A 26208-nucleotide genomic window follows, 5' to 3' on the forward strand; every position below is an offset into this window, starting at 1 on the left:
ATAATAAACCTAAAACTGTCACAAATTCGATAAAAAAAGGTCCTATTATGTTCATTATGATCTTAGGTGCTTTCATTGCAACATTAAACCAAACACTCATGAGCGTCGCTACGCCAGAATTAATGGTTGAATTTAAAATCACAGCTGCAACAGCACAGTGGTTAACGACAGGTTACATGCTGGTAAACGGTGTCTTGATTCCCATTACCGCTTACTTTATGCAGCGATTTACCACCCGTCAGCTTTTTCAAGCGTCCATGTTTATCTTTCTAGCTGGGACCATCGTTTCTGCTATTGCAACGGGATTTCCTTTATTATTGACCGGACGCATGATTCAGGCGGCTGGTGCAGGAATCATCATGCCGCTGCTTACGAATGTCATTCTGACCATCTTTCCTCCCAACAAACGAGGAGCAGCCATGGGGATGGTCGGGCTTGCGATTATTTTCGCCCCAGCCATTGGTCCTACCATAGCCGGCTATATTATTGAAAACTACAAATGGGAAACAATGTTTTACGGAATGATTCCATTTGCTGTCCTTGTTATTGTACTTGGATTCATTTATCTCCGAAATGTATCCGATCCAATCAAGACCAAACTTGATATCCTAAGTGTCGCCCTCTCTACCATTGGTTTCGGAGCCTTGCTTTATGGTTTCAGCCGTGCTGGAAGCCTTGGATGGTCAGACATCGAGGTACTAAGTACGATGGGTGTTGGAATCTTGGCCCTTGCACTCTTTTCATGGAAGCAGATGAAATCGCAAAATCCGCTGCTTGACTTACGTGCATTCAAGTATAATATGTTCTCTTTAACAACCATTATCAATATCGCGGTTACGATGGTGATGTACGCAGATATGATGCTGCTTCCGCTTTACCTACAGAATATCCGTGGTTACACAGCCATTGAATCCGGTCTTCTTCTTCTACCGGGTGCGCTAGTAATGGGCTTTCTTATGCCTGTTACCGGCAAGCTGTTCGATCGCTTTGGCGCGAAATGGCTAACGGTTATCGGAATGATAATTACCATTCTGACAACGATGGGCTTTACCAACTTGACAGATTCGACAAGCTATACCTTTTTGGTTCTGATGTCAACAGGGCGTCGCATTGGGATGGCCTTGATGATGATGCCTTTACAGACCGCTGGTTTGAATCAATTGCCACAAAAGTTAAGTGCTCACGGAACAGCCATAAGCAATACCATTCGGCAAGTGGCGGGAGCTGTCGGTACATTGCTTCTTGTTACCGTTATGTCGGACAGAACGAAATCACATCTGCAGGATATGATTCCCACTGCAGCTGCTAAGGGCTTGACCCAAGGGCAGCTTATTAAGGAATCGACCATACAGGGGATTAATGACGCCTACCTTGTCATCGTCGGAATCGGCATCATCGGATTACTTCTTTCCTTCTTTATCAAGAAGGTTAAACAAGCATCCGAAATAGAGCCCAAAGCAACTTTGGGAAAGGTACCACAAAGAAGCTTGGAAACTACCTAACTTAACCAACATCCATTGTATGGAGAAGTTTAATAGAGAATAGAAAATTATAAACAATTGGAGGAATTGATATGAGACTTCAAAATAAGGTTGCCGTAGTAACCGGTGCTGCTTCTGGGATGGGAAAAGCCATTGCGATTCTTTATGCGAAAGAAGGAGCAAAAGTAGTAGTTTCTGATATCAACATTGACGCCGCAACTATTACAGTAGATGAAATAAAGTCTAATGGTGGGGAAGCAATAGCGGTTATGGCCAATGTTTTGAAAGAAGAAGATATACAAAATCTGATTAACACAGCAGTTAATACTTTTGGAACATTAGACATCTTAGTCAATAATGCAGGAGTAATGGATAACTTTGAACCTGCTGGTGAAATAGAAGATGAGAAATGGGAGAGAGTTTTTGCGATTAATACTACGAGTGTCATGCGTGCAACACGTAAAGCCTTACCTTTCTTTTTAGAAAAACAATATGGGGTTATTATTAATGTCGCTTCAGCTGGTGGACTTCAAGGAGCTAGAGCAGGAGCCGCTTATACAGCATCTAAGCATGCTGTTGTTGGTTTTACAAAAAATACTGGATTTATGTACGCAACAAAAGGTATTCGTTGCAACGCAATTGCGCCAGGTGGAGTTGAAACAAACATCAGTTCATCCATAACGGGTGTTAACGAATTTGGTATGGGGCGCATTCAAGCAGGATTAGGAATAAATCCACGTGTAGGTAAACCAGAAGAAATTGCAAATATAGCTCTTTTTCTTGCTTCTGATGAATCAAGCTTTGTTAATGGAACAGTTATAACGGGGGATGCAGGTTGGACCGCTTATTAATTTAGTACATTAATAATGTGTTAAAACCGTCGAGATTTATCTTGACGGTTTTTGTTTTTTTAGTTTATGAAACATTGTTCTTAAACTAAACCAGCAAATAATTTGTCAACATTTTTAATAAAAAGATTAATAACCTCATGAATTGAACCACTAAAAGATAGAAAGGAGGGAGGGGTATATCTACTCGCATCACTTCGTCTCAACAGTGAGTAAGGTAGCTCCTCTTCTTTTAATAACATATTGGGGTCGATATTAAATGAATAATCGCGTAGCATCCTCTTACAAATCAAGGCATAGAAAAATTCACCGATGATTGGAAAAAAACTCTTAAGAACTAAAACCAAAGGTCACTCTTTAATAAAAATGGGAAAAAGATTGGAGATTCTTTTTCCCTAGCGCAATAAAAATGCTAATTATTAATTTAGGGAATAATTTTATATTTTCAAAGGTTACAAATCCACAAAATTCGTAAATGAAGTGTGGATTTTTTCTATATTGTCAGTAACTAATCAAATAACAGAGTGGAAAGAAGAGCCAAAGTACATGCTCCTCCAATGAAATCCTATCAAAACAAATTATAAGTAAAATTTTAACAATATCAATATATTATTTTGTTTAATATTTTTGTATAATACATAACAAGAGTCTATATATCGGGATAAAATGCGTATAACTGTTGGGAAAGCCCAGTAAATGTCACTGATAACATCTTTTTGAAAGGGTATTCATCATTGGAAATAAATTTTTTACTTCAAATTAACAGGAGGGATAGATCATTTATTGGTTTTTTAGAAACAAATCTTTATATTTTAAGCTTATTTGTATATTTATAACAATTATCTTACTATCTATAACCATCTCAACAGCATTACCGGCTCATCAATATTCAAAGCAGATTGAACAGCAAGCGAATGATCATACGAGGAAAGATATTGAGCAAGTGAAAAAAAATATTGAGTCACATATTAAGGAATTAGAAAATATTACAGAGTATTTAAGCAGGACCGAAAATGTAAGCGATTTTTTGCTCGTACAAAAGTCCGCTGCTGGTCTGCAATCTAAAATAAAAACGCAGATGAAAATGTATACGGATACACACCCAGAGATTGCTGGGGTTTTAATAGTTAACAAGTCCGACTTGTTAATAAGTAATGAAATGTCCAGAACGACAAGGGATCCTCTAACCAATGCGAGTTGGTATAAGCAAGCAGCTAATGCTCCTTCTGTAATTCATTTGGTAAGCAGGCCAATCGGCAGGAACCTCACCACAAGTCCAAAATACAGCGCGGATGAAGTGCTGTCAGTTACCAAAGCGGTCATAAATGAAAAAACAGGTGAAGTTTTGGGAGTTATTCTGATAGATTGGAAGCTTGATACAATTAATAATGAAATCAGGAACATGGGCTTTGGTGCGCATGGATTTGTATACGTTATAGATGAACAGTCTCGTATAGTGTATACCCCAGTTAATAAAATCGTTTATCGTATAAAGGATTCTTGGTTCAATAATAGAAAATCAGGAAGTTTTATTAAAAACATTCAAGATACTGATTTCCAGGTGATGTATGACTACTCTGAATATACTAGATGGAAGATTGTTGGAGTTTTCTCAATTAATGAAACCCTTGCTTTTATAAAGGATATGAGATGGACTGCTGGAATTATTGCAATGGTTGTGTTGATTCTGGCAATTTTTGCGGCCGCTTTTTTCACATCGTCGATTACAAGGCCTCTCAGTCAACTTAGCTCACTAATGAAAAAGGCAGCACAAGGAGACTTGGACAATAAATTTGAAAGTAAAAATGAAGATGAAATTAAGCAGCTTGGAGAAAGTTTTAATAGCATGATTGAATCGATTAAAAACCTTCTCAATCTCATTAATTTGATAGAGAAACGAAAGCGTGAGGCAGAGTTAAAGGTTCTGCAAGAGCAAATTAAGCCTCATTTTCTTTACAACACATTTGATACCATTAAGTGGATGGCCATGGAATATCAAGCAAAGGACATTATGGACGTGATTGATGCGTTGACAAAACTTTTTCGGATTGGGTTGAGTAAGGGAAAAGAAAGTATAAAGGTATCAGAAGAGATTGAGCACATAAAAAGTTATCTGATTATTCAGATGACTAGATATGAGGATAAGTTTGATTATGTTATCGATGTACAGGAGGAGGCTAAAGAACTTTTTGTTCTCAAACTCATCTTGCAGCCTTTAGTAGAAAACTCGATTTATCATGCGATTAAAACCAAGAGAGGTCGAGGAAAAATATTAATTCAAGTAAAGATCATTGATAACAAGCTATTTCTAAGTGTAACGGATGATGGAAATGGAATGAATCCAGAAATGATAACAAAATTAAATCAACGTCTGCAAAAAACAGGGATGATTGGCGGTGCAGATTCGGGTGGATATGGCATGTTGAATGTAAATGAAAGAATTAAGCTCTCTTTTGGAAATGACTATGGTTTAATCGTTCACAGCATAGAAAATAATGGTACAACGGTAGATATTTGGCACCCAATCGTCCGAGAGGGGTTAGGCTGATAGGTTTTTCTTTCATTTTAATAGGGGGAATGGAAATGTTGAAATTACTTATTGCTGATGATGAACCTAAAATCATTAGAGGGTTGAAAAAATCTCTGAATTGGGATGAATGGAATATACAAATTGCAGGTGAAGCTCAAGATGGGGAGACTGCATTTGAATTGGCCCTGGAGGTTAAGCCTGATATTCTTTTTTTGGATATCAATATGCCTTTCCTTAATGGATTGCAATTGATTGGAAAACTGAAAAAGGAGCTGCCTTCTTCCATTATTATCATAATCAGTGGACATGATGAATTTTCTTACGCACAGGAGGCCCTTCGATTAAATGTATTTGAATACTTACTAAAACCAGTTAATCCTGATGACCTGAAAAGAACTGTTACCAAAGCGGTCAACCATTTGAATGAATCTAGAAGAAGTAATCAATTGGTCCAATGGATGAATGAGCAATTGGAAGAGAATGTCGATTTGGTTAGAAACAGCTTTCTCTGCAAGTGGGTTAAAGGGCAGTTAAATGAAGAGGAAATTCATAAGCAGCTCCACTATTTTAGTCTTGATTGGGAAAAAGTTGGGATTTTTGTAATTAAGCCAAACAGGAAAGCTGTAGAAGGAAATATCGGAGATGCTTGGGAAATGGACCTATTGTTTTTTAGCATGCAAAACATTATCGATGAATTACTCGATGCTTTCGAGCCACGTGTTGTTTTCCGGGATGAAAGCAATCATATCGTAGCAATGATACCTACGGAAGAGTTAGAGCCACTGGATCTGTTATGTGACCAATTTGAAGAGGTTATCGAAAAGTTGACAGGTAAAAAAATAATGATAGCCAAAAAAGTTGTAGAAAAGCCACCAACCGAAATCCCAGATGTTTATAGTAATTTCATCAAAGAGCTTAACGAACAATCTATGATTATGCCTGTGGTTATTTTGGCTAAAAGATATATTGAGAGACATTACTACAAACAAGATTTAACCCTCCAGGAAGTAGCTCAAGAAGTTAATGTTAGTCCAAGTTATTTAAGCCGGCTTTTAAAAGAAGAATTAGGTTCTTCCTTTATCGATTACTTAACCCAAGTCAGGATTCAATATGCGATTAAATTTATGGAAAACCCATCATACAAAATTTATGAAATTGCGGATAAAGTCGGTTATAACACTCAGCATTATTTTAGTACAGCTTTTAAAAAGGTAATGGGTGTATCTCCTTCTAATTATGTTAAGGAGGTAGGGCATTAGTGAAAGCCGGGTTTCGGATTAAGAAAAGATATTGGATGACAATTTTAGTCTTAATAATCCTTGGATGGTTTGGCTATAAAGCAGCGCATGCTTCTCACAAGTCGAATGAAGGGACAAAATTTGTTATAGGTGTGTCCCAGGCAAATTTAACTGAACCTTGGCGAGTAGCTATGAATAATGAAATTAAAAGTGAATCAGATCGATATAAAGATTTGCATGTGATTTATACTGATGCAGCTCATAGTATTGATAAACAGAAGCAAGATATTAATAAATTACTTGATTTTGGGATTGACTTGTTGATTATCTCCACAAATGATTCCAAAAGTTTAACACCTATAATCGCTAAGGTGCATAAAAAAATACCGGTTATCGTCTTAGGTCGAGCAATCGACGGGTATGATTATAGCTTATTTATTGGACCAGCCAATGAGGTCATTGGCAGAAACGCCGGGCAATTGGTGGCAGATCTGGCTGGAGATAAAAAAGTAAATTTAGTAGAAATACAAGGACTCTCCCAATCACCTCCAGTGATCGAAAGAAGTAAGGGCTTCAATGAAATAATCGAAAATCATCCTAATATTCACCAGGTGGATACAATAGTTGCAGATTGGAATCGAGATAAAGCCGAAGATGAGGTAATAGAGAGGCTAAAAAAGAACCGCAAAATCAATTTCGTCTTCGCACATAGTGATGCAATGGCTCTTGGGGTACATAGGGCATTAGAAAAAAAGGGAATTCAAGGAGTTAATATCATTGGTGTGGATGGACTAGAAGGTGATGATGGAGGACTTGATTTGGTTAGACGTAACATTTTGAAGGGGACCTTCGCCTATAGGACTGGTGGCAATGAATCAATTCAGTATGCGATGGATCTTTTACAAGGCAAATCTGGTATTCCCAAAAAAATACTTTTGCGTGTGAATAAAATTACGAAAGAAAATGTGGACCAATACGTACAAACAAAACAAAATACATTGGATGAACCTAAAAAACTAAAAAAACATATTGTTTTAGGATTTGTACAAGTGGGCAAAGAGAGCAGCTGGAGAGCGGCAAATTCCTCCTCGATTAAAAAAGCTGCCCAAGACTTTGACATTGATCTTAAATTTAAAAATGCGAATCAAAGTATAGATAATCAAATTAAAGCTATTCGAAACTTTATTAAGGAGCGGGTAGACGTTATTGCATTTTCGCCGGTTGTCCAAACCGGGTATGAAGAGGTTTTAAGGGAGGCTAAACGGGCCGGAATTCCTGTTATCTTGACGGATCGTGAATTGGACTTTAATGATGATTCACTTTGGCTGACTTCTATTGGCTCCGACTTTCAAGAGGAGGGTAGGAGAGCTGCGAGATGGCTTTTAGGATTTACCAAAGGAGTAAAGAAGGATATTAATATTGTAGAATTGCAGGGAACACAGGGGTCTTCACCAGCGGTTTATCGGAAAAAGGGATTTGAAGAACTGCTAAAAAATAATACAAACTATCACATCATCGCTTCCCAATCAGCTGATTTTACAAAAGAGGCAGGTAAACGTGTCATGAAAGAGATGTTGGAAAGGTATGGGGATAAGATTCAGGTCGTTTACTCCCATAATGATGACATGGCACTGGGAGCGATTGAGGCAATTGAAGAGGCTGGGAAAAGACCCGGGAAAGATATTTTGATTATATCAGTAGATGCAACCAAAGAAGCATTTAATGCCCTATTTTCAGGTAAATTGAATTTGACGGTGGAGTGTAATCCATTATTAGGACCTGAATTAATGAAAGTGATATTAGATTATCAAGAAGGAAAAGAGATTCCAGTCAAAATCGTTACAAAGGAAGGGATTTTTAGTCAAGACAACGCCAAACGGGAATTCATTAATCGGGCATATTAATTCTTGAACTAAACAAAGAACTCGAAAAATAACAAAAAAAGATATAAATCAAAAACAGGGGTAAAATAGTACAGAAGATTATAAATTTTTAAAGTTTTCTATAAATACAGTTACAACTTTTCTAATTAGAATTAATTTAACGGAAGAGGGAACGTAGATTAGATATCATTAGGCGGATGTTTGATCTCCAATGAGAGCTGAGTAGATATTTTGTTAGGTATACAATAACACAATTATGCAAACGCTTATTAAGTTTATTCAAAAGTTACCATCCAACCATGTAAATCAAGCGCAGAAAGAAGAATTGATCATGTTTATTACTTACATGAACAATAATAAGCTTCATTAAAGCATCTAGTGAATAGACCTTGAAACCACGTTAAAAGTGGTTTTAAGGTCTATTTTTCTTTTTTGTATACTTAGTTAAACTAGTAAGCAAAGTTTCTATTGATAAAATTTTGCTATAAAAATAATGTGTTGTATTTTATAAAATATCGTAGATTTTTATAAAGATTGTCTACAACTGATTTGATATACTCTCACATATGAAAGCGTTTAAATATTATTTTTTAAGGAGGTATTACACAACCCTATGAAAAAAGTAGTTTCGAAAATTATGTTATCAACACTACTATTATCATCCTTTTCAACTGCAGCCTATGCGGATAACCCTATCATTAAGGATAAGTTCACCGGAGACCCGGCTGCGCTCGTTCAGGGTGACAAGGTTTATCTCTATGCAGGACACGATGAAGCGAGTGCGGGTGGAAATTTTTATTTTATGCCAGAATGGGTAATTTATTCTTCAACTGATATGGAGAATTGGAAACAAGAAGGATCACTTAGCGTCAAGGATACCTTCTCATGGGCAAGGGAAGATGCCGCATGGGCGAGTCAAGTAATCGAGAGAGACGGTACCTTTTATTGGTATGTAGCCACTAATAATAAGGACGGTAGTGGATATTGTATTGGTGTAGCTACCTCTCAAAGTCCAACTGAAGGGTTTAAGGACGTACTTGGAAAGCCATTGATTACCAATCAAATGACGACCTCCAACATTTCATGGGATGATATTGATCCTACAGTATTGGTGGATGATGACGGACAGGGGTACCTATACTGGGGAAATTCGTATCCATACTATGCAAAGCTCAAACCGAACATGATCGAGCTAGACGGGGATATTCAAAAGGTTGCCATCAATAACTTGAAAGGTGGTTTCACAGAAGCTCCGTGGATTCATAAACGGAATGGCAAATATTATTTATCATTTGCTCATAATTGGCCAGAAGGACTAGCTTACGCAATGAGTGAGAGCCCTACCGGTCCATGGGAATATAAGGGAATGCTTATGGATCCGTTCACCTCAGACCCTAATGATAAAAACAATAGTAATACTAGTCATCAATCCATTATTGATTTCAAAGGAAAGTCGTACATTATTTATCATACCGCTGCTTTGCCAACTGGAAGTTCATACAGACGCTCAGTCTCAATCGATCGATTATACTACAATCCCGACGGCACAATAAAAAAAGTTGTCCCTACTTCCACAGGCTTGGATGGTGAAGGACAAAAGCTGCAGTCGTACAGTTTCCTAGACCGCTATATTAGGCACTATAACAATGATGCACGGATTGATCCTTTAGACGTATTAAATATTTCAAATTTTGATGCCAGATGGCAGATAGTCCCTGGACTAGCGAATTCAGGAGAGGAGTATGTTTCCATTCAGTCTGTGAATAAGCCAGGATTCTATTTAAGACATAGTAATAATGACCTCGCACTTGTAAAAAATGACGGTACAGATTTATTCAAAGCTGATGCCACATTTAAAAAGGTGCCTGGTTTATCGGATCCAAACTGGGCTTCCTTTCAGTCATATAACTTCCCGAATTTATATATTAAGCAAAAGGATTACTTATTGAAATTAGAGCAAGTGAATACCGAAGGGGATAAAGAGAATGCAACTTTTAAGATGTCAGAAGCAAATGTAAAGGATGTCCAACTGAATATTGATAGTCTTACACTGCAACAAAATAATGAAAGCAGTTTGTCTGCTGTTGTATTACCAAGTAGTGTACTTAATCAAAAAGTGACTTTTACATCCAGTGATCCTAATGTCATATCCATTTCTAATTCTACTTATAATCCTGAAGATGGAAAGACAACCGTTACAATTGCTGCGAAATCTCCGGGTAAGGCTGATATTATTGCCACAACCGACGAAGGACAATTCGCTGATTCGGCTACAATTACTGTAGAAAAACAGATGCCTACAACTATAAAGGATTTAAAAATATCTGTGAATAATAGAAAAGTTCTAATCGAAGGCTATTTGACCCAGAAAAAAGGGACGGATGTAGCCGTTAGAGTTACAGCCCCAAATGGTAAATTGGATTATCTTGATCAAATTACCACGGAAGACGACGGTGAATTCAGTTATGTCTTTACACTTTCGAATCATGCAGAAGGTAAATATGATGTCAGTCTCGGTGCTGCAGACTTAAGTGAAATAGTGAATACCAGCTTCCAATATAAGCCCGGACCACAAAATCAATGAATATCTTGAAATACTTAACTAGGTATCTAAGCACTAGTTTAGGAGAAACAATCTAATAATCTAAAAAGTCAATCTTATGTAAGAATCATAAGGAGGGATTAAATATGAAGTTAAAAAAAACAATTCATTGTGCACTTGCAGTCACACTTTTGTCGGTTCCAACAACGATTCCTTCGTGGGCTGCTACAATAACACCAGAAACAACAAGTGCTATTGACCAGGCAACTGGGAGTGCTTCACTAACGGAGGAAGGTCTCACAACTAGGTATAAATTCGATCAATTAAACGGGACATCCATAACTGATGCCTCTGGTCATGGCAAAGATGCCACCGTTATGAACGGGGCTTCCTTGGCTACAGTGGCAGGCAGGACCGGTATTGATCTTGAGCATACGAAAAGCCAATATGTCCAGTTGCCAAAAGGTATTATGAGTACTCTGGATGATTTCACCATCTCCACATGGGTATATCTGGATTCAAAAACAGGAAATTGGACTCGAATTTTTGATTTTGGAACCGGAGCTAATGCAGGGAAAATTTTCCTTACAGAAAACCTGTATTTGGATTTAGTTGGACGAGTAGCAGATGCCACTCCGAGTGCCCCGAAGGTCGGTGAATGGACGCATATCGCTATCAGCAAATCAGGAACAGCTTACACAATCTATGTTAATGGCAAGGTTGGTGCGACAGGAACTACAACCAAGAAACCATCTGATTTTGGAGAAACCGCCTATAACTATATTGGAAAATCGAATTGGCCTGATCCTTATTTAGACGGTAAAGTGAGTGATTTCCGCATCTATAATAGAGGATTGAGTGGAGAAGAAATCCAGCAGGTTGTCTCTGAATCTATGACGGATCAAGAAGCCGTTGGGAAAATTGCAGGAACATTGAGCGTCGGTGATACTTCAAAAGTAATTCAAGATTTAAAATTACCTGTGACTGCTGACAATGGGGTATCGATCTCTTGGAAATCGGATTCTCCTTCTGTTATTTCCGATACCGGTGTAGTGACAAGACCTGCAAAAGACCAAAAGGATGCAAATGTATCCTTAACAGCAACAATTAGCCGGAATGGATACTCAGAAACGAAAAACTTTACGGTCACTGTGCTGGCTGACAGCATCGTGTCTATAGAGGCGGTAAATCTTAGAACATTGGTAGATTTCCCACCTAAGCTTCCTAGGAAGGTAACAGTACACCATTACGATGGTCATACCGAGCAACTTGATGTAGATTGGAACTCTATTTCAAATGATGATTTCTCACAGACTGGGAAACTTGAAGTCAAGGGCTCTGTCTATGGTACCAAAATTCAGCCTGTTGCCAATATAAGTATTACTAAGATTGCTAAAGTTGACGAGGTAAACGTTAAGACAAAACAGGGCACCGCGCCACAGCTTCCATCTACTGTAGATGTACATTATAGTGACGGATCTACTGGAACACTTAATGTGGATTGGGCAGAAGTGAACAAACAAGATTATACCAAAACCGGAACCTTTACCGTTAAAGGGGAGGCAACAACCTATGAATATACTGACCCATTGATTGAGCAAAGAGCAGATCCTCACATTTTTAAACATACTGATGGCTATTATTATTTCACAGCATCGGTTCCTGAATATAACCGCATTGTTTTGCGGAGAGCAAAAACTCTTCAGGGCCTTGCCACAGCAGAGGAAAAAGTAATTTGGACCAAACACGCTACAGGGGATATGGGAGCGCATATTTGGGCCCCTGAAATCCATTTTATCGATGGAAAATGGTACATTTACTTTGCAGCAGGAGCAGCGGAAGATATTTGGAAAATCCGTCCATATGTTCTCGAGTGCGGAGATGCGAACCCACTTACAGGAACATGGACAGAAAAAGGCATGATGCAAAAACCAGCAGGCAGTACGGCCTTCACCAATTTTTCCTTAGATTCCACCACATTCGAGAACAATGGCAAACGTTATTTCGCCTGGGCACAGAAGGATGGCGGAAATTCGAATCTTTATATCGCGGAAATGAGTAATCCATGGACAATTACAGGGAAACCGGTTATGATCTCAACTCCGGATTACGCTTGGGAAAGACAGGGATTTTGGGTAAATGAGGCACCGAGTGTATTAAAGCGGAATGGAAAAATATTCATGACTTTTTCTGCAAGCGCCACCGATGCTAACTATTGCTTGGGGTTATTGACCGCTTCGGATACTAGTGATTTATTAGATCCTAAGTCATGGAAGAAATCGCCAGAACCAGTGTTAAAAAGCGATGAAACAACGGGCCTTTACGGACCGGGACATAATGCCTTTACTTTAGCGGAAGATGGGAAAACGGATATCCTGGTTTATCATGCCCGCTCCTACAAGGATATTCAAGGGGATCCCCTGTATGATCCAAACCGGCATACTAGGGTGAAGAGAATAACTTGGAATGCTGATGGTACACCGAATTTCTCAAGTGTTCCTGTAGATGGAGCCGTACCTGGACCTGCTATTTCAGTAAAGGCGAATGTGACTGTCGATGACAATGCGGAATTTTCGGTCGTCACTGATTTTAGTTCAAAACAACTACAACCGAAGGAAAAATTAAGTGCTAAAGTTCAGGTTACGAGCAACAAGAGCACTGCTCAGTCTATTTTAGTGACAATGGCTCTGTACGACAGTGATTATCAACTGGTGGACATCCAGTCTCAGACCCAAAGCATCGCAGCTGGTTCTAAGTCATCTTTCTCTTTGAGCATGAAGATGCCTTCCAAAGTGGATGGTCACAAAGTGAAGGTCTTTGTGTGGGAAGGAAAAGAAATTGAATCCTCTTCACTAAAGCCTGTATCGTTACCAAAAGTTTTGCAATAATAAAAAGCTCAGGGCTAAGCTAAGCTAGTCCTGATTTTCAGGCAATCGAACATGGAATCGCTTATGTTTCTGAAGATCGAAAGGTTAACGGGTTAATCTTAATGGATGATATTAAACAAAACATTAGTAATCTAAAAATATATTAATAAAAAAAGAAATGCCAAGTCAGCCAAGTGTTTTATTAAAAAGCCTTGGCTTCTTTGCATGTATCCTCTCCCCGGGCGATCACAGATAATAAGGATCCAAATTACCTTTGAACATTATGCTTCATCAAAAAATAGCCAATTATTATAAACAATCCATGTTTTTTATAAATACAGCTTTTGTTTTTTTATTAAGAGCAAGTGGTTCAATATCAAACTTGTCATTACACCTACAAGTATGGCCATGTACAAGGACGGGATATTGGACTTCAGGATACTTATTCTGTCGATACGCTTATTAATATAACTTGCAATGCCATCGATGATTTGTCTGGTATTGCTTCTAAAGAATGCCCAAGTGTTGAAGGACCAGCCTATACCTTCGAGTTAGGGGCTCATAAAATCACTGCCCCAGCCACTGATAAAGCAGGAAATACCGCCAAAGTCGACATCGAATTTACTATAACTGTTGATTTTGATAGTTTAAGCCGATTGACCCAATCTTTTGTAAGTAAGGATGGGGTGGCGCATTCACTTGTAGCGAAACTCCAATCAGCAAAAGAAGGAGCCGTTAAAGGTAACAAACAGACCGTGGACGGTAAATTGAAGGCGTATGAAAATGAGCTGTCTGCCCAAATAGGGAAAACTATTACTGAAGAACAGGCAAATATTTTTATTTCTTTGTCGGATATGCTCTACTTAAAATAAGCCAGAATGATCATTAAATAGACCCCAAAAACTACTAAATAGTAGGTTTTAGGGTCTATTTTTTTATTTTTAAAAAAATAATCACTTAAATATTATATTTTCTAATGTAAAAAAGAAAGCGGAATATTATAAAAAAACGCATTTCATTGAAAATACATCACTAGAGTAATTATTTATAATAAACATAGATTCAAATTAATTAAGGGGGAAGTCACATGAAAAAATTTAAAAAATTATTTACTGCATTAATTTCAACAGCAACTGCGATCTCATTAATGACAGGATGTGCTGCCGGGAACAACCAACAGGCGAGTAGTGGTTCAAGTGGTGGGAAAGATGGGAAGATTGTCGTTGGTTTTTCACAAGTAGGAGCTGAAAGCGAGTGGAGAACAGCTAATACTAAGTCAGTCAAAGAAAGTGCAGAAAAAGACCCGCAAATTGAATTAAAGTTCTCAGATGCCCAGCAAAAACAGGAAAACCAAATTAAAGCAATCCGTTCTTTTATTGCTCAGAAGGTGGATGTAATCGCTTTCTCGCCTGTTGTTCAAACAGGTTTTGATACAGTTCTTCAAGAAGCGAAAACAGCAGGTATTCCTGTTATATTAACTGACCGTGCTGTAGATGCCGATCCATCCCTTTATAAAACGATGATTGGATCAGATTTCGTTGAGGAAGGCAAGAAAGCGGCACAATGGATGTTGGACAATGTAAAAACGGATAAGCCGGTAAATATCGTTGAGCTCCAAGGGACGGTAGGTTCTGCTCCTGCCATTGACCGAAAAGCTGGTTTTGAAGAAGTAATCAAAGATCATACCAATTATAAAATTATTAAATCTCAAACAGGTGACTTTACCCGTACTAAGGGTAAAGAAGTAATGGAAGCATTCTTAAAGTCTAATGGAAAAAATATCAATGTTGTATATTCTCACAATGACGATATGGCAATCGGTGCAATTCAAGCGATCGAAGAATATGGCTTAACTCCAGGGAAAGATATCAAAATCATTTCTGTTGATGGTGTAAAAGGTGCTTTTGAGGCGATGATGGCTGGCAAGTTAAATGCCTCTATTGAATGTAACCCATTATTAGGAGAACAGTTGATGCAAGCCATTAAGGATGTTAAAGCAGGTAAAGAATTACCAAAGTGGATTAAGACAGAAGAAGGCATCTTTGATACAACTAATGCAGCAAAGGAATTCCCTAATCGACAATATTAAAAGCTTTTTTAGATATAGGAGCTCTCTTATTAGGGAACTCCTATATTACTCATAAAATAAACAAAAGGAGCATTAAAACAATGTTCATACAAGAGAAACCAATTCTATACATGGAAGGTGTCACAAAGTCCTTTCCTGGAGTGAAGGCTTTGTCTGACGTTAACTTTACTCTTCGTAAAGGAGAAGTTCATGCTCTCATGGGTGAAAACGGTGCAGGTAAATCGACGTTAATTAAAGTGCTAACCGGAGTCCACAATTTAGATGGAGGTACCATCCTTTTCGACGGACAGAACATTGAGCCGAAATCTCCCCTAGATGCCCAAAATATTGGAATCAGCACGGTTTACCAGGAAGTGAATTTATGCCCTAATTTGACAGTAGCAGAAAATATATTTATTGGCAGACCACCGAAAAAAGGCGGCAGAATCGATTGGAAGTTAATGAATCAAGAATCACAAGAAATCCTGAAGCGAGTAAATCTCGATATTGATCCGACTAAATTACTCTCTTCTTACTCTGTTGCCATTCAACAAATGATTGCGATTGCTCGCGCAGTTGATATTTCAGCAGGGGTATTAATCTTGGATGAACCGACCGCGAGTTTGGATGAAAACGAAGTAAAACAGTTGTTTAAGATCATGCGTAAGCTGCGTGATGAAGGAATGGGAATCGTATTTGTCACACATTTCTTAGATCAAGTCTATGAAATTACGGATCGTATCACAGTCCTTCGGAACGGTAAACTCATTGGCGAGTACAAAACAAGTGAATTATCTAGGATAGAATTAGTAACTAAAATGGTTGGTAGAGAAATCGATGAAAAGGAACACAGCAAACAAAACAAAAGTATAGTTTCTTCATTAAAGAAAAAGGAAGAACATTTCTTAAAAGCTGTCAGTCTAGGAAAAAAAGGTACGATAGAGCCATTTGATCTGGAAATGAAAAAAGGGGAAGTACTTGGTCTTGCTGGTTTACTTGGTTCCGGCAGGTCTGAAATTGCTAGATTGATATTTGGAATTGATAAAGCGGACGATGGTGTCATTTATATAGATGAAAAAAAGATTTCGGCCATGTATCCTAAAAAAGCTATACAACAAGGGATGGGATTTTGTCCGGAAGATCGTAAAAAAGAGGGCATCATTGGAGAATTAACTATCAGGGAAAACATGATTCTTGCTCTTCAGGCTAAAAGAGGCATATTCAATTATATCTCTAGAAAAGAACAAGAGGAAATCGGTAATAAATATATTAAAATGCTGCGAATAGCTACCCCATCTATGGAACAACAAATCAGAAATCTAAGTGGAGGTAATCAACAAAAAGTGATTCTTGGCAGATGGCTGGCAACCAATCCGAAATTGCTTATACTAGATGAACCTACTCGTGGAATTGATGTAGGAACTCGGACGGAAATTCAAAAATTAATACGAACACTTGCTAATGATGGTATGACGGTTTTGCTTATTTCCTCCGAAATGGAAGAATTAGTAGCTTGTTGCGATCGGGTAATTGTTTTGCGTGACCGTTCTCCGATTGGACAGCTTCGCGGAGAGAATATATCAGAAAGTATTATTATGAAAACTATAGCAGGAGCTGGCGCAAATGTTTCTTAATCAATGGAATAAACTGAGGCATTCAAAGGTATTTTGGCCTTTAATGGCCCTCTTAGCATTACTTATATTTAATTATTTTTATATACCAGGTTTTTTTAACATCGAAATCAAGAATGGTCATTTATTTGGAACCATAATTGACATATTAAATCGGGCGGCTCCGCTTATTATTGTATCTATTGGTATGACTTTAGTTATTGCAACAGCTGGTGTGGATATCTCGGTTGGAGCTGTTGTGGCGATATCAGGTGCAATGGCAGCTTACCTGATCGGAGGAACTCTGGTTGTTAACAATGGAGTTCAAGAGTATGTAAGTGATACGCCTATGGCGCTAGCCATCCTTGCTGCCCTTGGTGCTTCCGTCCTTTGCGGAATGTGGAATGGCGCATTGGTATCTAAAATAGGTGTTCAACCAATGGTAGCCACCCTTATCCTTATGACAGTTGGACGGGGAATTGCGCAGCTGTTCAGTGAAGGACAAATTATCACTGTCTACTATAAACCGTTTAGCTTTTTTGGTGGTGGATACTTTTTAGGAATACCGTTTGCTATTTTTGTTGCCGCTGTATTGGGGTTACTAGTTTACTTGCTTATGAGAAAAACCGCAATGGGATTGTTTTTAGAGTCGGTAGGAGGAAACATGGAATCCAGCCGATTTACTGGGATTAATTCGAAGAAGATCATCTTCTGGGCTTATGTAATCTGTGGTTTGTGCGCAGGGATCGCAGGAATCTTGATTAGTTCGAATGTGAAGAGTGCAGATGGAAATAACGCTGGATTATGGATGGAGTTAGATGCAATATTAGCTGTCGTCATTGGTGGTACTTCAATGAACGGTGGAAGGTTTTTCCTATCAGGTACCATTATCGGTGCTCTTTTCCTTCAAATGTTAAAAACAACTATTTATTCCACTGGAGTTCCTCCTGAAAGTATACTCGTGGTGGAAGCAATTGTAGTAATTATTGTATCGCTTGTACAATCGGAAAAATTCAGAAGCTTATTTATCTTAAAAATAGGCAGCAAGCGTAAGAAGGGAGTAATTCAATCTAATGAGAAACATGCTGCGAGTTAGTCAATTAAATATCACGTTAATTTCGACCATCATTCTATTTCTTTCCTTATTTAGTGTAGGTTCTTTTCGTTATACGGGCTTTTTATCATCGCAAGTCTTTCTGAATCTATTTATCGACAATGCTTTTTTAATCATCATTGCTACAGGATTAGTGTTTGTAATATTATCTGGTGGAATCGATTTGTCAGTAGGATCGGTTGTTGCGCTAACCACTATGGTGTCCGCAAGTATGCTTCAGAAAGGTGCAAACCCGGTTATTGTTATGGTTGTAGTTCTTTTAATGGGAATCATATTTGGATTTGCACAAGGATACATCATTCAGCGTTTTCAATTGCATCCATGGATTGTTACATTAGCAGGTTTGTTTTTGGCCAGAGGACTTTGTTATTTTATTAGCATCGAATCTATTACTATCACAGATCCATTATTTACCAAGATATCTCACTATAAGATTATGCTGGGTGGCCAATATTTTATTTCCATTAGTGTATTGATTAGTATTGTGTTTGTATTGGCAGCCATGTATGTGGCTAAATATACAGAGTTTGGTCGGACTGTTTACGCCATTGGTGGAAACGAACAATCGGCTATGCTTATGGGACTGCCTGTTGTAAGAACGAAAATTCTCATATACGCTATCAGTGGCTTTAGTTCTGCCCTCGGAGGCTTGGTTTTCACCTTCTACATGTTGTCTGGATATGGGCTTCACGCATTAGGTCTAGAAATGGATGCCATTGCAGCATGTGTCATAGGTGGAATCCTTTTAACCGGCGGGTATGGATATGTTGTTGGTCCAATGTTTGGCGTGCTGAGTATGGGAGTAATTCAAACCATTATCATGTTTGAAGGTACACTCAGTTCATGGTGGACAAGAATTGTAATTGGAGTTTTATTGTTTGTTTTTATCGTACTTCAACGCATAATCGTCATTCAGAGTGAAAGAAACAAAACGATTATTAAAAGAAAAGAAAGAAAAGAAAGAAAAGCACTCGCTACCTGAATCAACGATAGAGGGAAATCTGAAGTGAATTTACTATAATTAAACCATTTTGATCAGGAGGGGAAACATGAACAAGAGGAAAAGGCTTTCAACTTTTTTATTAACCTTTATGCTCTTTAATACCGTATCAGGAATAGTTCCGAAATCCACATTTGCTGAGGAACCAAAAGAAGTAAAGTTAATTCTTGATTATGATATGAACAATATTGAAGATACAACAGTGAAAGATAGCACTGGGAATTTTGATGGAAAGCTGGTGAATTTCCAAAACGCTGACCTTATTAAGGGGACAGATGCAGGAGTTATAAGCTTTAAAGGCGGTTCTACTAGTTCATATATTGAAATGCCTAAAGGTGTCTTAAATAATTTGGATAGTATCACCGTTTCTTCTTTGGTGAATTGGAAGGGTGTTAATGAAGCCGAATGGTTATATGCGTTAGGTCAGGACAGTAACAAATATTTGTTTACGACGCCGAAGCGTAACTCGGGTGACCGCTCTTCAAGAGCAGGACTCGGGATAACAAGCTGGATGAATGAAGCAGGTGTAAATGCGACAAATGGGCCATTAAAGTCAAGTGAATGGAAGTTGATAACTACTGTTATGTCAGGTGTAGAAAAAACGATAAAGCTGTACATTGATGGGGTTGAAGTGGGTACTGGTTCTACGAACGGTTATACATTAGCACAAATCAACAATGTTAATGGAAGAAGTGGTTTTATCGGGCGTTCATTTTATTCTTCTGACCCGTATTTTGGAGGAATGATCGCAGATTTTAAAGTGTTTGATGGAGCTTTGACAGCAACAGAAATAAGTAAACTAAAAGAAGAAGCTGATAAAAAAATTGCTGCCATGGATGGACTACTGCTAAATCACGCTGCTGAAAAATTAGATTACTCCATTTTTATCAATCAGAACCAAAACAAAGACGAAATTAATTCGGATTTATCTTTCCCTAAAAATGGGGCATTTGGAACATCCATCACTTGGGAATCTCAAAATCAAAACATTATTACAAATGATGGTAAAGTTAATAGACCTTCTTATGAAAATGGTGACCAATCGGTAGGAATTATAGCTACTATATTGGAAGGTACAAAGACTTTGACAAAAGAATTTACCGTTACTGTATTAAAGAAACCTCAAGATTCAGTGACCGTTCGAATGGATGCAGAAGATTTGAAAGTTCATAACATTAATGATGTTCGCGGCAATCTAACTTTACCGAAATCGGGAGCTAATGGTTCTACGATCACATGGAAATCAACTGACCCTTCCATCATTACACCAACTGGAGAAGTGAAACGTCCTGGAAATGGTGTAGGAGATAAAATGGTTAAATTGACAGCAACTCTCACATTACACAAGGAATCAATCACAAAAGCATTTTTAGCTAAAGTGAAAGAAATGCCGAAAAAGGAGAACTATGAAGGATACGTCTTCAGTTATTTTACAGGAGAAGGTTATTCGAATGGTGAACAAATTTATTTTGCCTTAAGTGAAGGAAACAATCCACTTAAATGGAAGGAGTTAAACAATGGGGCGCCAGCAATCACTTCTAATTTGGGTGAAAAAGGACTTAGAGATCCATTTATCATTCGTTCCCCTGAAGGAGATAAGTTCTATTTAATTTCCACAGATTTAAAAATTAATGGAGATTGGAATTGGGACAGATCCCAAAGGACAGGCAGCCGCTCTATAATGGTGTGGGAATCTACTGATTTAATTAATTGGTCAGAGCAAAGAATGGTAGAAGTATCTCCAAAAGAGGCTGGAAATACATGGGCTCCGGAAGTTACGTATGATGACATGACTGGTGAGTATATTGTGTTATGGGCTTCCAAATTGTATGACAATGAAGCGCATAGCGGCTCTACTTACAACAAAATGATGTATAGCAAAACAAGAGATTTCCATACGTTTACGGAACCAAAAGTTTATATGGATTATGGATATTCAGTTATTGATACCACCATCATTAAGGATGACGGAAAAATCTATCGTTTTACAAAAGATGAAAGAAACAACACGACATCTTCACCAAACGGTAAATTTGTTTTTGGAGAAGTTGGGGATTCGGTTCTTGATCCTACTTTTGATCTTATTAAAGAAGGGATTGGAAAAGGATCAATCGGTGCAGGTGAAGGACCTACCATCTTTAAATCGAATACGGAAGAAAAGTGGTACATGTTTATTGATGAATTTGGCGGTAGAGGGTATGTTCCTTTTGAAACAACCAATTTACAGTCAGGTGAGTGGAAGATGTCAACAAACTATAGTTTACCAGCACGCCCTCGCCATGGGACCGTAATGCCGATTACAAAACGGGAACATGAAGCATTACTTGCAAATGTTCCAACAGTCAAGAAGCAAGAGCCCGTTCAACAAGTACCACGCGTTACTGTGGATAAGGAAAAATTGGAGTTAGCAGAAGGAAAAGCTGCACAGTTGACTGCAACAGTAACACCTGAGAGTGTTGTCAATAAAGATGTTCTATGGTCCAGTAATAATGAAGAAGTAGCAGTAGTGGATGGAACGGGTAAAGTTACTGCGAAAAAAGAAGGTACTGCAAAGATTAGTGTAACAACAGTCGATGGTGGTAATATGGCTGTTAGTGAGGTCATCGTAGAGAAACAGAAGGACTTAACACGTCCAGAAGGACATTTTACGATTAATACTGGTGCGGAATTTACAAAAGATCCGAATGTTACTCTATTGCTTGAAGCAAAAGATGATTTAAGCGGAGTGAACCAGGTTCGCTTTTCCACGAATGCTAAGGACTGGACAGAGTGGGAAGCGTATAAGACAGCAAAAGAATTCACCTTGCCTTCAGGAGATGGGGAGAAAACAGTATATGTTGAATTTAACGACCATGCTGGAAATGTAAGTGAAACGTATCAACAAAAAATAATACTTGATACGACTGCTCCTTTGATTCAATTTATCGGTAATGAAGGTACGTATCCTGTTGATGCGAAGATAGCGATTTCCTGCAGTACATCGGATGAAGTGTCAGGGGTTGATTCCGCTAATTGCCCTAGTACTGAAGGATATGCGTATAACTTCGGCATTGGTGTTCATACAATCTCGGCTTCGGCTACTGACAAGGCGGGGAATACAGCAGTAGCTGAAAATAAGTTTACCGTAACTGTTGATTTTGATAGTTTAAGCCGATTGACCCAATCTTTTGTAAGTAAGGATGGGGTGTCGCATTCACTTGTTGCAAAACTCCAGTCGGCAAAAGAAGCGGCCGCTAAAGTTCACAAACAGGCCGTAGACGGTAAACTTAAGGCGTACGTAAATGAATTGTCAGCCCAAAGCGGGAAAGCAATTACTGAACAACAGGCAAATATTTTGATTGATTTGACGGATAATCTCATATTTAAATGAAAATACATCAGTTAGGAATTTTTTTATAGTGAACATGTAGTTAAATACGTTATGAATTAATGTTTCCGAGTACCCATAAACAGGAAAACCAAATTAAATCAAGACATAATGAAAGGAGAAAAAGGAGGTACGGTACGTGTTACTGTTTAAATTGGTACAAACCGAAAAGAAAATAATGGAATACCAGCAGGCGATGTATGACTTAGCAAAAGTAAGTGGACTAAATGATCCGCATGTATTATCTATAAGTCAAAAGTTAGATAAAGAAATTCTGTTTTTTCAAAAAAATTCAATAAATATACCCAAAGTACCAGTAGTCAGGTTTTAACAATTAGTAGGAAGGATTCTGTAAAATTACAGGGTTTAATAACTTTAATAATTATATATACTCATATACTGATTATTTAGTGATAGGATGACTCAGAAGGTAAAGTATTCTATTAGTGTTGATTACGGAACACAATCAGGAAGAGTTAATGTGTAGTTAAAAAATTTTAATATAAATCCATAGTGATATTACCCCCTTTTAAGTTGACAGTGTAAAAACCATGCAAAGTGCTTGGGTGTTACACTTTTAATTGGAGGGGATTTTTTTATGGCAAAAAAACAATGTGTGTTAATTTTATGATAATCGGTAAATAATTTACCGAAATTATTTAATTGTGTCAATTCAGTAATACCACTACATATGATATTGTTTTTTTCAGCATTCTCGCAGTCTTGATAATCAATAAAGTGGCTAGAATTACTTGTTTTTCTAAGAACTTTTCCTTTTTCATTGGCTGTGTTAAACTAGTTTGTTGATTTCCGCTCCAATCAACAAGGTTACAATATCAACAATGACCTTTAACACAGCCTTTTCATTAAACTGATAAAATGTTCTCGAACCCCAGCTCACAGCTTTTAAAATTCCTTCTTTTCCATCACGAAGTATACCTCCAATGTGGTCATTCGTGCGAAATACTTCTTGGGACTCCATCGTGTTCGGATTCACCTTATAAATCATCGACCTGCTATTTGGGCGATATTCTGCAACAGGAACCCAAGTTGATTTACCATCAAAAGTAATTCCTCCAGGATGATACACATCCCCTTCACCAAGTTTTATATCTTTATTGCTTGTTACCCAATGGTACTAGTTACCTATAAAGAATAACTGGAAGGTTTATCTGCACAATCAGTTCTACATCATCACCGAGTCTTATCAAAGGCATCTGCCTTAACAGTCCGTATCCAAGTCCTGGTGAAATCAGATGGCAGAAAAATACGAATACCTTGGAGCACTTGCTCAAATATCTGAGCTTATTTATTTCTCTAAATATGAAGAATAGGCTAATATTCAGTAATAGTATTGAACACATATTAAAAACACGTTATAAAAGCAATCATAAGGTATTTAATTAGTGGGCAATACGAACATGTTCCCAGGAACTTAAATCGAGCAATCACGAATTAATTAAGCCCTAATCAAGCTTTCTTTTTTATTGTCAATGTCGAAATTTACTGCTGAAATAAATAGAAAATTGATTAATAGAGGAGAATTACATAAAGAACACTAATGCATTTATTCACTAATCTAAATTTATAAACAACTTTAGACAAATAAAAGAGAAGAATATATAATCATTATGAGGAAAAAACATGAAAAGAGGAGAAATAATGGATATAAAGCGTCAAAATGTCGATTTTGGTAATTCGGTCTTTCAAACCCTTGTGGACGGTTATTATTTTGAGATTCCTACAAATGTAGTAGAAATAACGAGGGAAAAGGCAGACGGCCACTTTCCGTCTACTTTCCATGATCCCCAATCCCTTCTTCAAAGTTTACTCATTTCAACTACGATAGACGGTGTAGAGAAATATTATCTGGTGGGCGAATCAGCGGAAAAACAAGTATTAGGAAACAGTCATATCAACAAACTTCATGATAAAACGGAATCTGAGATTCCCTATGTGATGTTCCTAGCGTCAGCAGCTTATTACAATGTATTAAAAGGAAACGGCATTGAAGATAAACGAGTGAACATTAATTATTTTTCAACCATGCTTCCAATTTGGTTGCTTAAGAAAACGAACAAGTTCAGTGATATGCAAAATAAAATGGCAAGCCGATTTGAAGGGGAGCACAAAGTAACGATTTTAACACCGGGATTTGAAAGAGTTGTATCCATTCACGTCGAAACAAGCAAATGCCGGATTGAAAGTGAAGTTGCTCGTTGGGCAATTAAAAAAGATTTTGATTTACAAGATCGTGAGGAAGCAAATTCATTTCAAAACTTTGAAACTCTAATTGTGGATTTAGGCGGAGGGACTGTTGATCTTGCATTGCTTCAATCAGGACTTCAAGCTCCTAAAAGCAGGGAATCATTGAATTGCTTCGCTGACATTTCGTATCTAAAACACATTGAGAAATTAAGAAGTGAAAAGTTACTCGAGTACTTTGATAATGTTCGTTCACTAGAAGAATTCATTATCAATAACATTGAAAAAACCAAAATGGAGCAAAGGGATGGAAATAGCGGTAAAAAGGTTGATCTCACAGAGCAAATCCATGAGTCATTAAGGGAGTACACGCAAATTTTAATAACGAAAATTGAAAACACATTCCCATCACCTAAAGATAAGGTCTATAAATATGTTTATATTGGTGGAATAGCCAGCATCCTTAAACGATTCATCCAAGAATCGATCAATATAAGGTATGGAGACGAAATTAGAGAGCAAAATCATCTATTCCTTCAAGATACAAGAAAGTTAAATTTATATGGTCTAGAAATAATAAGCAGGCATGAAACAAACTTAGTTTTCGCTTAAGAAGAGGAGGAGAATGTATGAACAACAAAGATCATCTTCTTGGTGAAAAGTTCATTGGCGGATTAAACAATATGTATTCACATCTAGGTGCACAGATGGTTTCACCATTTTACGTACTATCGAACTTTTTTCTAACTGCTGTTAATCACCAAACGGATGAGGTCAGATTAATGAATAAGGAATCAGGAAGTAAATACGAACGTGTATTGCTTACTTTAGAAACTTTGAAAATCTCTCCAAAGGTGTATTCAATACTTGAGCAAAAAGCACAAGCAAATGAGCTGGAGGAATATATTACAAATCTTGTTGAGCATGATTTAGATAAATTGGAAAAAGAAGAAGAGGCAATAACCTTATTTGATACACTTCGTGAAGAGATTTTAGGTGAGATTAACTTACTTAAACAAAAATTCGCATCCCGTCTTGTTGAAGATCCTAATGAGATGGGGTCCGGCCAAGAAACCGAGTTGCGGGATTTTGTTGCGAAACTGGGTGAGCAAAAATTAGACAAGGAAGAATTCCAAACGATGTTAAACTCCCTCCGCAGCGAGTTTTTAGACGAGATTAACTCACTTAAAAAGGAACTTCCCTTCCGTCCGGTTATTCATGCCAATCTAAATAAGTATAATCCTGCTTTGGAACCTGCGGAAGAAGTAAAAGATATTAAAGAAGGACAAATGCTCGAAAGTGATCAAGTAAAAGGGACTATTAAAGAAGTCATAGATATGGATTTTTAAATAGGCTCACTGATCATATTATAAAAAAGTCCAAGAGATTTCTCTTGGACTTTTGGCGTAAACAGAAGAAGGAACCAATTTCAATTTCTGTACTCCACTAATTAGT

18 protein-coding genes are annotated in these 26208 nt (G+C 37.6%); 16 read left to right on the forward strand and 2 right to left on the reverse strand.

The annotated features are described in order from the left end of the window. Window positions 1-47 precede the first annotated feature (47 nt). The 14 genes from J7E77_RS18860 (at window position 48) to J7E77_RS18925 (ending at window position 22879) form a co-directional block, all read left to right on the forward strand. A complete protein-coding gene (locus J7E77_RS18860) occupies window positions 48-1502 on the forward strand; it encodes a DHA2 family efflux MFS transporter permease subunit (protein WP_251028115.1) in 1455 nt (484 codons plus the stop codon). A 71-nt stretch (window positions 1503-1573) separates the two neighbouring features. After that, entirely contained in the window at window positions 1574-2332 is a 759-nt protein-coding gene (locus J7E77_RS18865) for an SDR family oxidoreductase (protein WP_214716390.1), read from the forward strand. A gap of 895 nt (window positions 2333-3227) precedes the next feature. Next, complete coding sequence (locus J7E77_RS18870) at window positions 3228-4877, forward strand: cache domain-containing sensor histidine kinase (RefSeq protein WP_308160705.1); 1650 nt, start codon at window positions 3228-3230, stop codon at window positions 4875-4877. A 35-nt stretch (window positions 4878-4912) separates the two neighbouring features. Further along, window positions 4913-6118 (forward strand): response regulator transcription factor, encoded by a 1206-nt coding sequence (locus tag J7E77_RS18875; protein ID WP_214716394.1) that lies wholly within the window; start codon window positions 4913-4915, stop codon window positions 6116-6118. Continuing rightward, entirely contained in the window at window positions 6118-8001 is a 1884-nt protein-coding gene (locus J7E77_RS30755; RefSeq protein WP_308160700.1) for a substrate-binding domain-containing protein, read from the forward strand. The genes J7E77_RS18875 and J7E77_RS30755 overlap by 1 nt, the downstream gene beginning before the upstream one ends. A gap of 592 nt (window positions 8002-8593) precedes the next feature. After that, the gene (locus J7E77_RS18885; RefSeq protein WP_214716396.1) at window positions 8594-10564 is read left to right on the forward strand and encodes a family 43 glycosylhydrolase; all 1971 of its coding nucleotides are present in this window, start codon (window positions 8594-8596) and stop codon (window positions 10562-10564) included. 104 nt (window positions 10565-10668) lie between these two features. Next, the gene (locus tag J7E77_RS31465; RefSeq protein WP_308160701.1) at window positions 10669-13410 is read left to right on the forward strand and encodes a family 43 glycosylhydrolase; all 2742 of its coding nucleotides are present in this window, start codon (window positions 10669-10671) and stop codon (window positions 13408-13410) included. 344 nt (window positions 13411-13754) lie between these two features. Further along, window positions 13755-14261 (forward strand): hypothetical protein, encoded by a 507-nt coding sequence (locus J7E77_RS18895; protein ID WP_214716398.1) that lies wholly within the window; start codon window positions 13755-13757, stop codon window positions 14259-14261. 215 nt (window positions 14262-14476) lie between these two features. Then, window positions 14477-15478, forward strand: a complete 1002-nt coding sequence (locus J7E77_RS18900) for an ABC transporter substrate-binding protein (RefSeq protein WP_168243013.1) — start codon at window positions 14477-14479, stop codon at window positions 15476-15478. An 80-nt stretch (window positions 15479-15558) separates the two neighbouring features. Next, on the forward strand, window positions 15559-17091 hold the full coding sequence (locus tag J7E77_RS18905) for a sugar ABC transporter ATP-binding protein (RefSeq protein ID WP_214716400.1): 1533 nt from the start codon (window positions 15559-15561) through the stop codon (window positions 17089-17091). Beyond that, entirely contained in the window at window positions 17081-18163 is a 1083-nt protein-coding gene (locus J7E77_RS18910) for an ABC transporter permease (RefSeq protein WP_214716402.1), read from the forward strand. The genes J7E77_RS18905 and J7E77_RS18910 overlap by 11 nt, the downstream gene beginning before the upstream one ends. Continuing rightward, the gene (gene yjfF / locus J7E77_RS18915) at window positions 18141-19163 is read left to right on the forward strand and encodes a galactofuranose ABC transporter, permease protein YjfF (RefSeq protein WP_251028116.1); all 1023 of its coding nucleotides are present in this window, start codon (window positions 18141-18143) and stop codon (window positions 19161-19163) included. Before J7E77_RS18910 ends, yjfF begins: the two co-directional genes overlap by 23 nt. Before the next feature lie 67 nt (window positions 19164-19230). Further along, entirely contained in the window at window positions 19231-22551 is a 3321-nt protein-coding gene (locus J7E77_RS18920) for an immunoglobulin-like domain-containing protein (protein ID WP_214716405.1), read from the forward strand. A 136-nt stretch (window positions 22552-22687) separates the two neighbouring features. Further along, complete coding sequence (locus J7E77_RS18925; protein WP_214716406.1) at window positions 22688-22879, forward strand: aspartyl-phosphate phosphatase Spo0E family protein; 192 nt, start codon at window positions 22688-22690, stop codon at window positions 22877-22879. A gap of 188 nt (window positions 22880-23067) precedes the next feature. Here J7E77_RS18925 and J7E77_RS31805 read toward each other — a convergent pair whose 3' ends face one another. Both J7E77_RS31805 and J7E77_RS18930 read right to left on the reverse strand, forming a co-directional pair. Next, window positions 23068-23283 (reverse strand): hypothetical protein, encoded by a 216-nt coding sequence (locus J7E77_RS31805; RefSeq protein WP_308167084.1) that lies wholly within the window; start codon window positions 23281-23283, stop codon window positions 23068-23070. Between the two features lie 55 nt (window positions 23284-23338). Then, a complete protein-coding gene (locus J7E77_RS18930; protein ID WP_214716407.1) occupies window positions 23339-23638 on the reverse strand; it encodes a DUF6454 family protein in 300 nt (99 codons plus the stop codon). 572 nt (window positions 23639-24210) lie between these two features. On the opposite strand from J7E77_RS18930, the gene J7E77_RS18935 reads away from it, so the two are divergent. After that, on the forward strand, window positions 24211-25365 hold the full coding sequence (locus J7E77_RS18935) for a ParM/StbA family protein (protein ID WP_214716484.1): 1155 nt from the start codon (window positions 24211-24213) through the stop codon (window positions 25363-25365). A 17-nt stretch (window positions 25366-25382) separates the two neighbouring features. Further along, window positions 25383-26102, forward strand: a complete 720-nt coding sequence (locus tag J7E77_RS18940; protein ID WP_214716408.1) for a hypothetical protein — start codon at window positions 25383-25385, stop codon at window positions 26100-26102. Window positions 26103-26208 lie beyond the last annotated feature (106 nt).

Source organism: Bacillus sp. ISL-77 (assembly GCF_018613105.1).

Coding starts and splice junctions, on each gene's coding strand:
- J7E77_RS18860 (WP_251028115.1), top strand. CDS start 48: ATGTTCATTATGATCTTAGGTGCTTTCATTGCAACATTAAACCAAACA.
- J7E77_RS18865 (WP_214716390.1), top strand. CDS start 1,574: ATGAGACTTCAAAATAAGGTTGCCGTAGTAACCGGTGCTGCTTCTGGG.
- J7E77_RS18875 (WP_214716394.1), top strand. CDS start 4,913: ATGTTGAAATTACTTATTGCTGATGATGAACCTAAAATCATTAGAGGG.
- J7E77_RS18885 (WP_214716396.1), top strand. CDS start 8,594: ATGAAAAAAGTAGTTTCGAAAATTATGTTATCAACACTACTATTATCA.
- J7E77_RS31465 (WP_308160701.1), top strand. CDS start 10,669: ATGAAGTTAAAAAAAACAATTCATTGTGCACTTGCAGTCACACTTTTG.
- J7E77_RS18900 (WP_168243013.1), top strand. CDS start 14,477: ATGAAAAAATTTAAAAAATTATTTACTGCATTAATTTCAACAGCAACT.
- J7E77_RS18905 (WP_214716400.1), top strand. CDS start 15,559: ATGTTCATACAAGAGAAACCAATTCTATACATGGAAGGTGTCACAAAG.
- J7E77_RS18910 (WP_214716402.1), top strand. CDS start 17,081: ATGTTTCTTAATCAATGGAATAAACTGAGGCATTCAAAGGTATTTTGG.
- yjfF (WP_251028116.1), top strand. CDS start 18,141: ATGAGAAACATGCTGCGAGTTAGTCAATTAAATATCACGTTAATTTCG.
- J7E77_RS18920 (WP_214716405.1), top strand. CDS start 19,231: ATGAACAAGAGGAAAAGGCTTTCAACTTTTTTATTAACCTTTATGCTC.
- J7E77_RS18935 (WP_214716484.1), top strand. CDS start 24,211: ATGGATATAAAGCGTCAAAATGTCGATTTTGGTAATTCGGTCTTTCAA.
- J7E77_RS18940 (WP_214716408.1), top strand. CDS start 25,383: ATGAACAACAAAGATCATCTTCTTGGTGAAAAGTTCATTGGCGGATTA.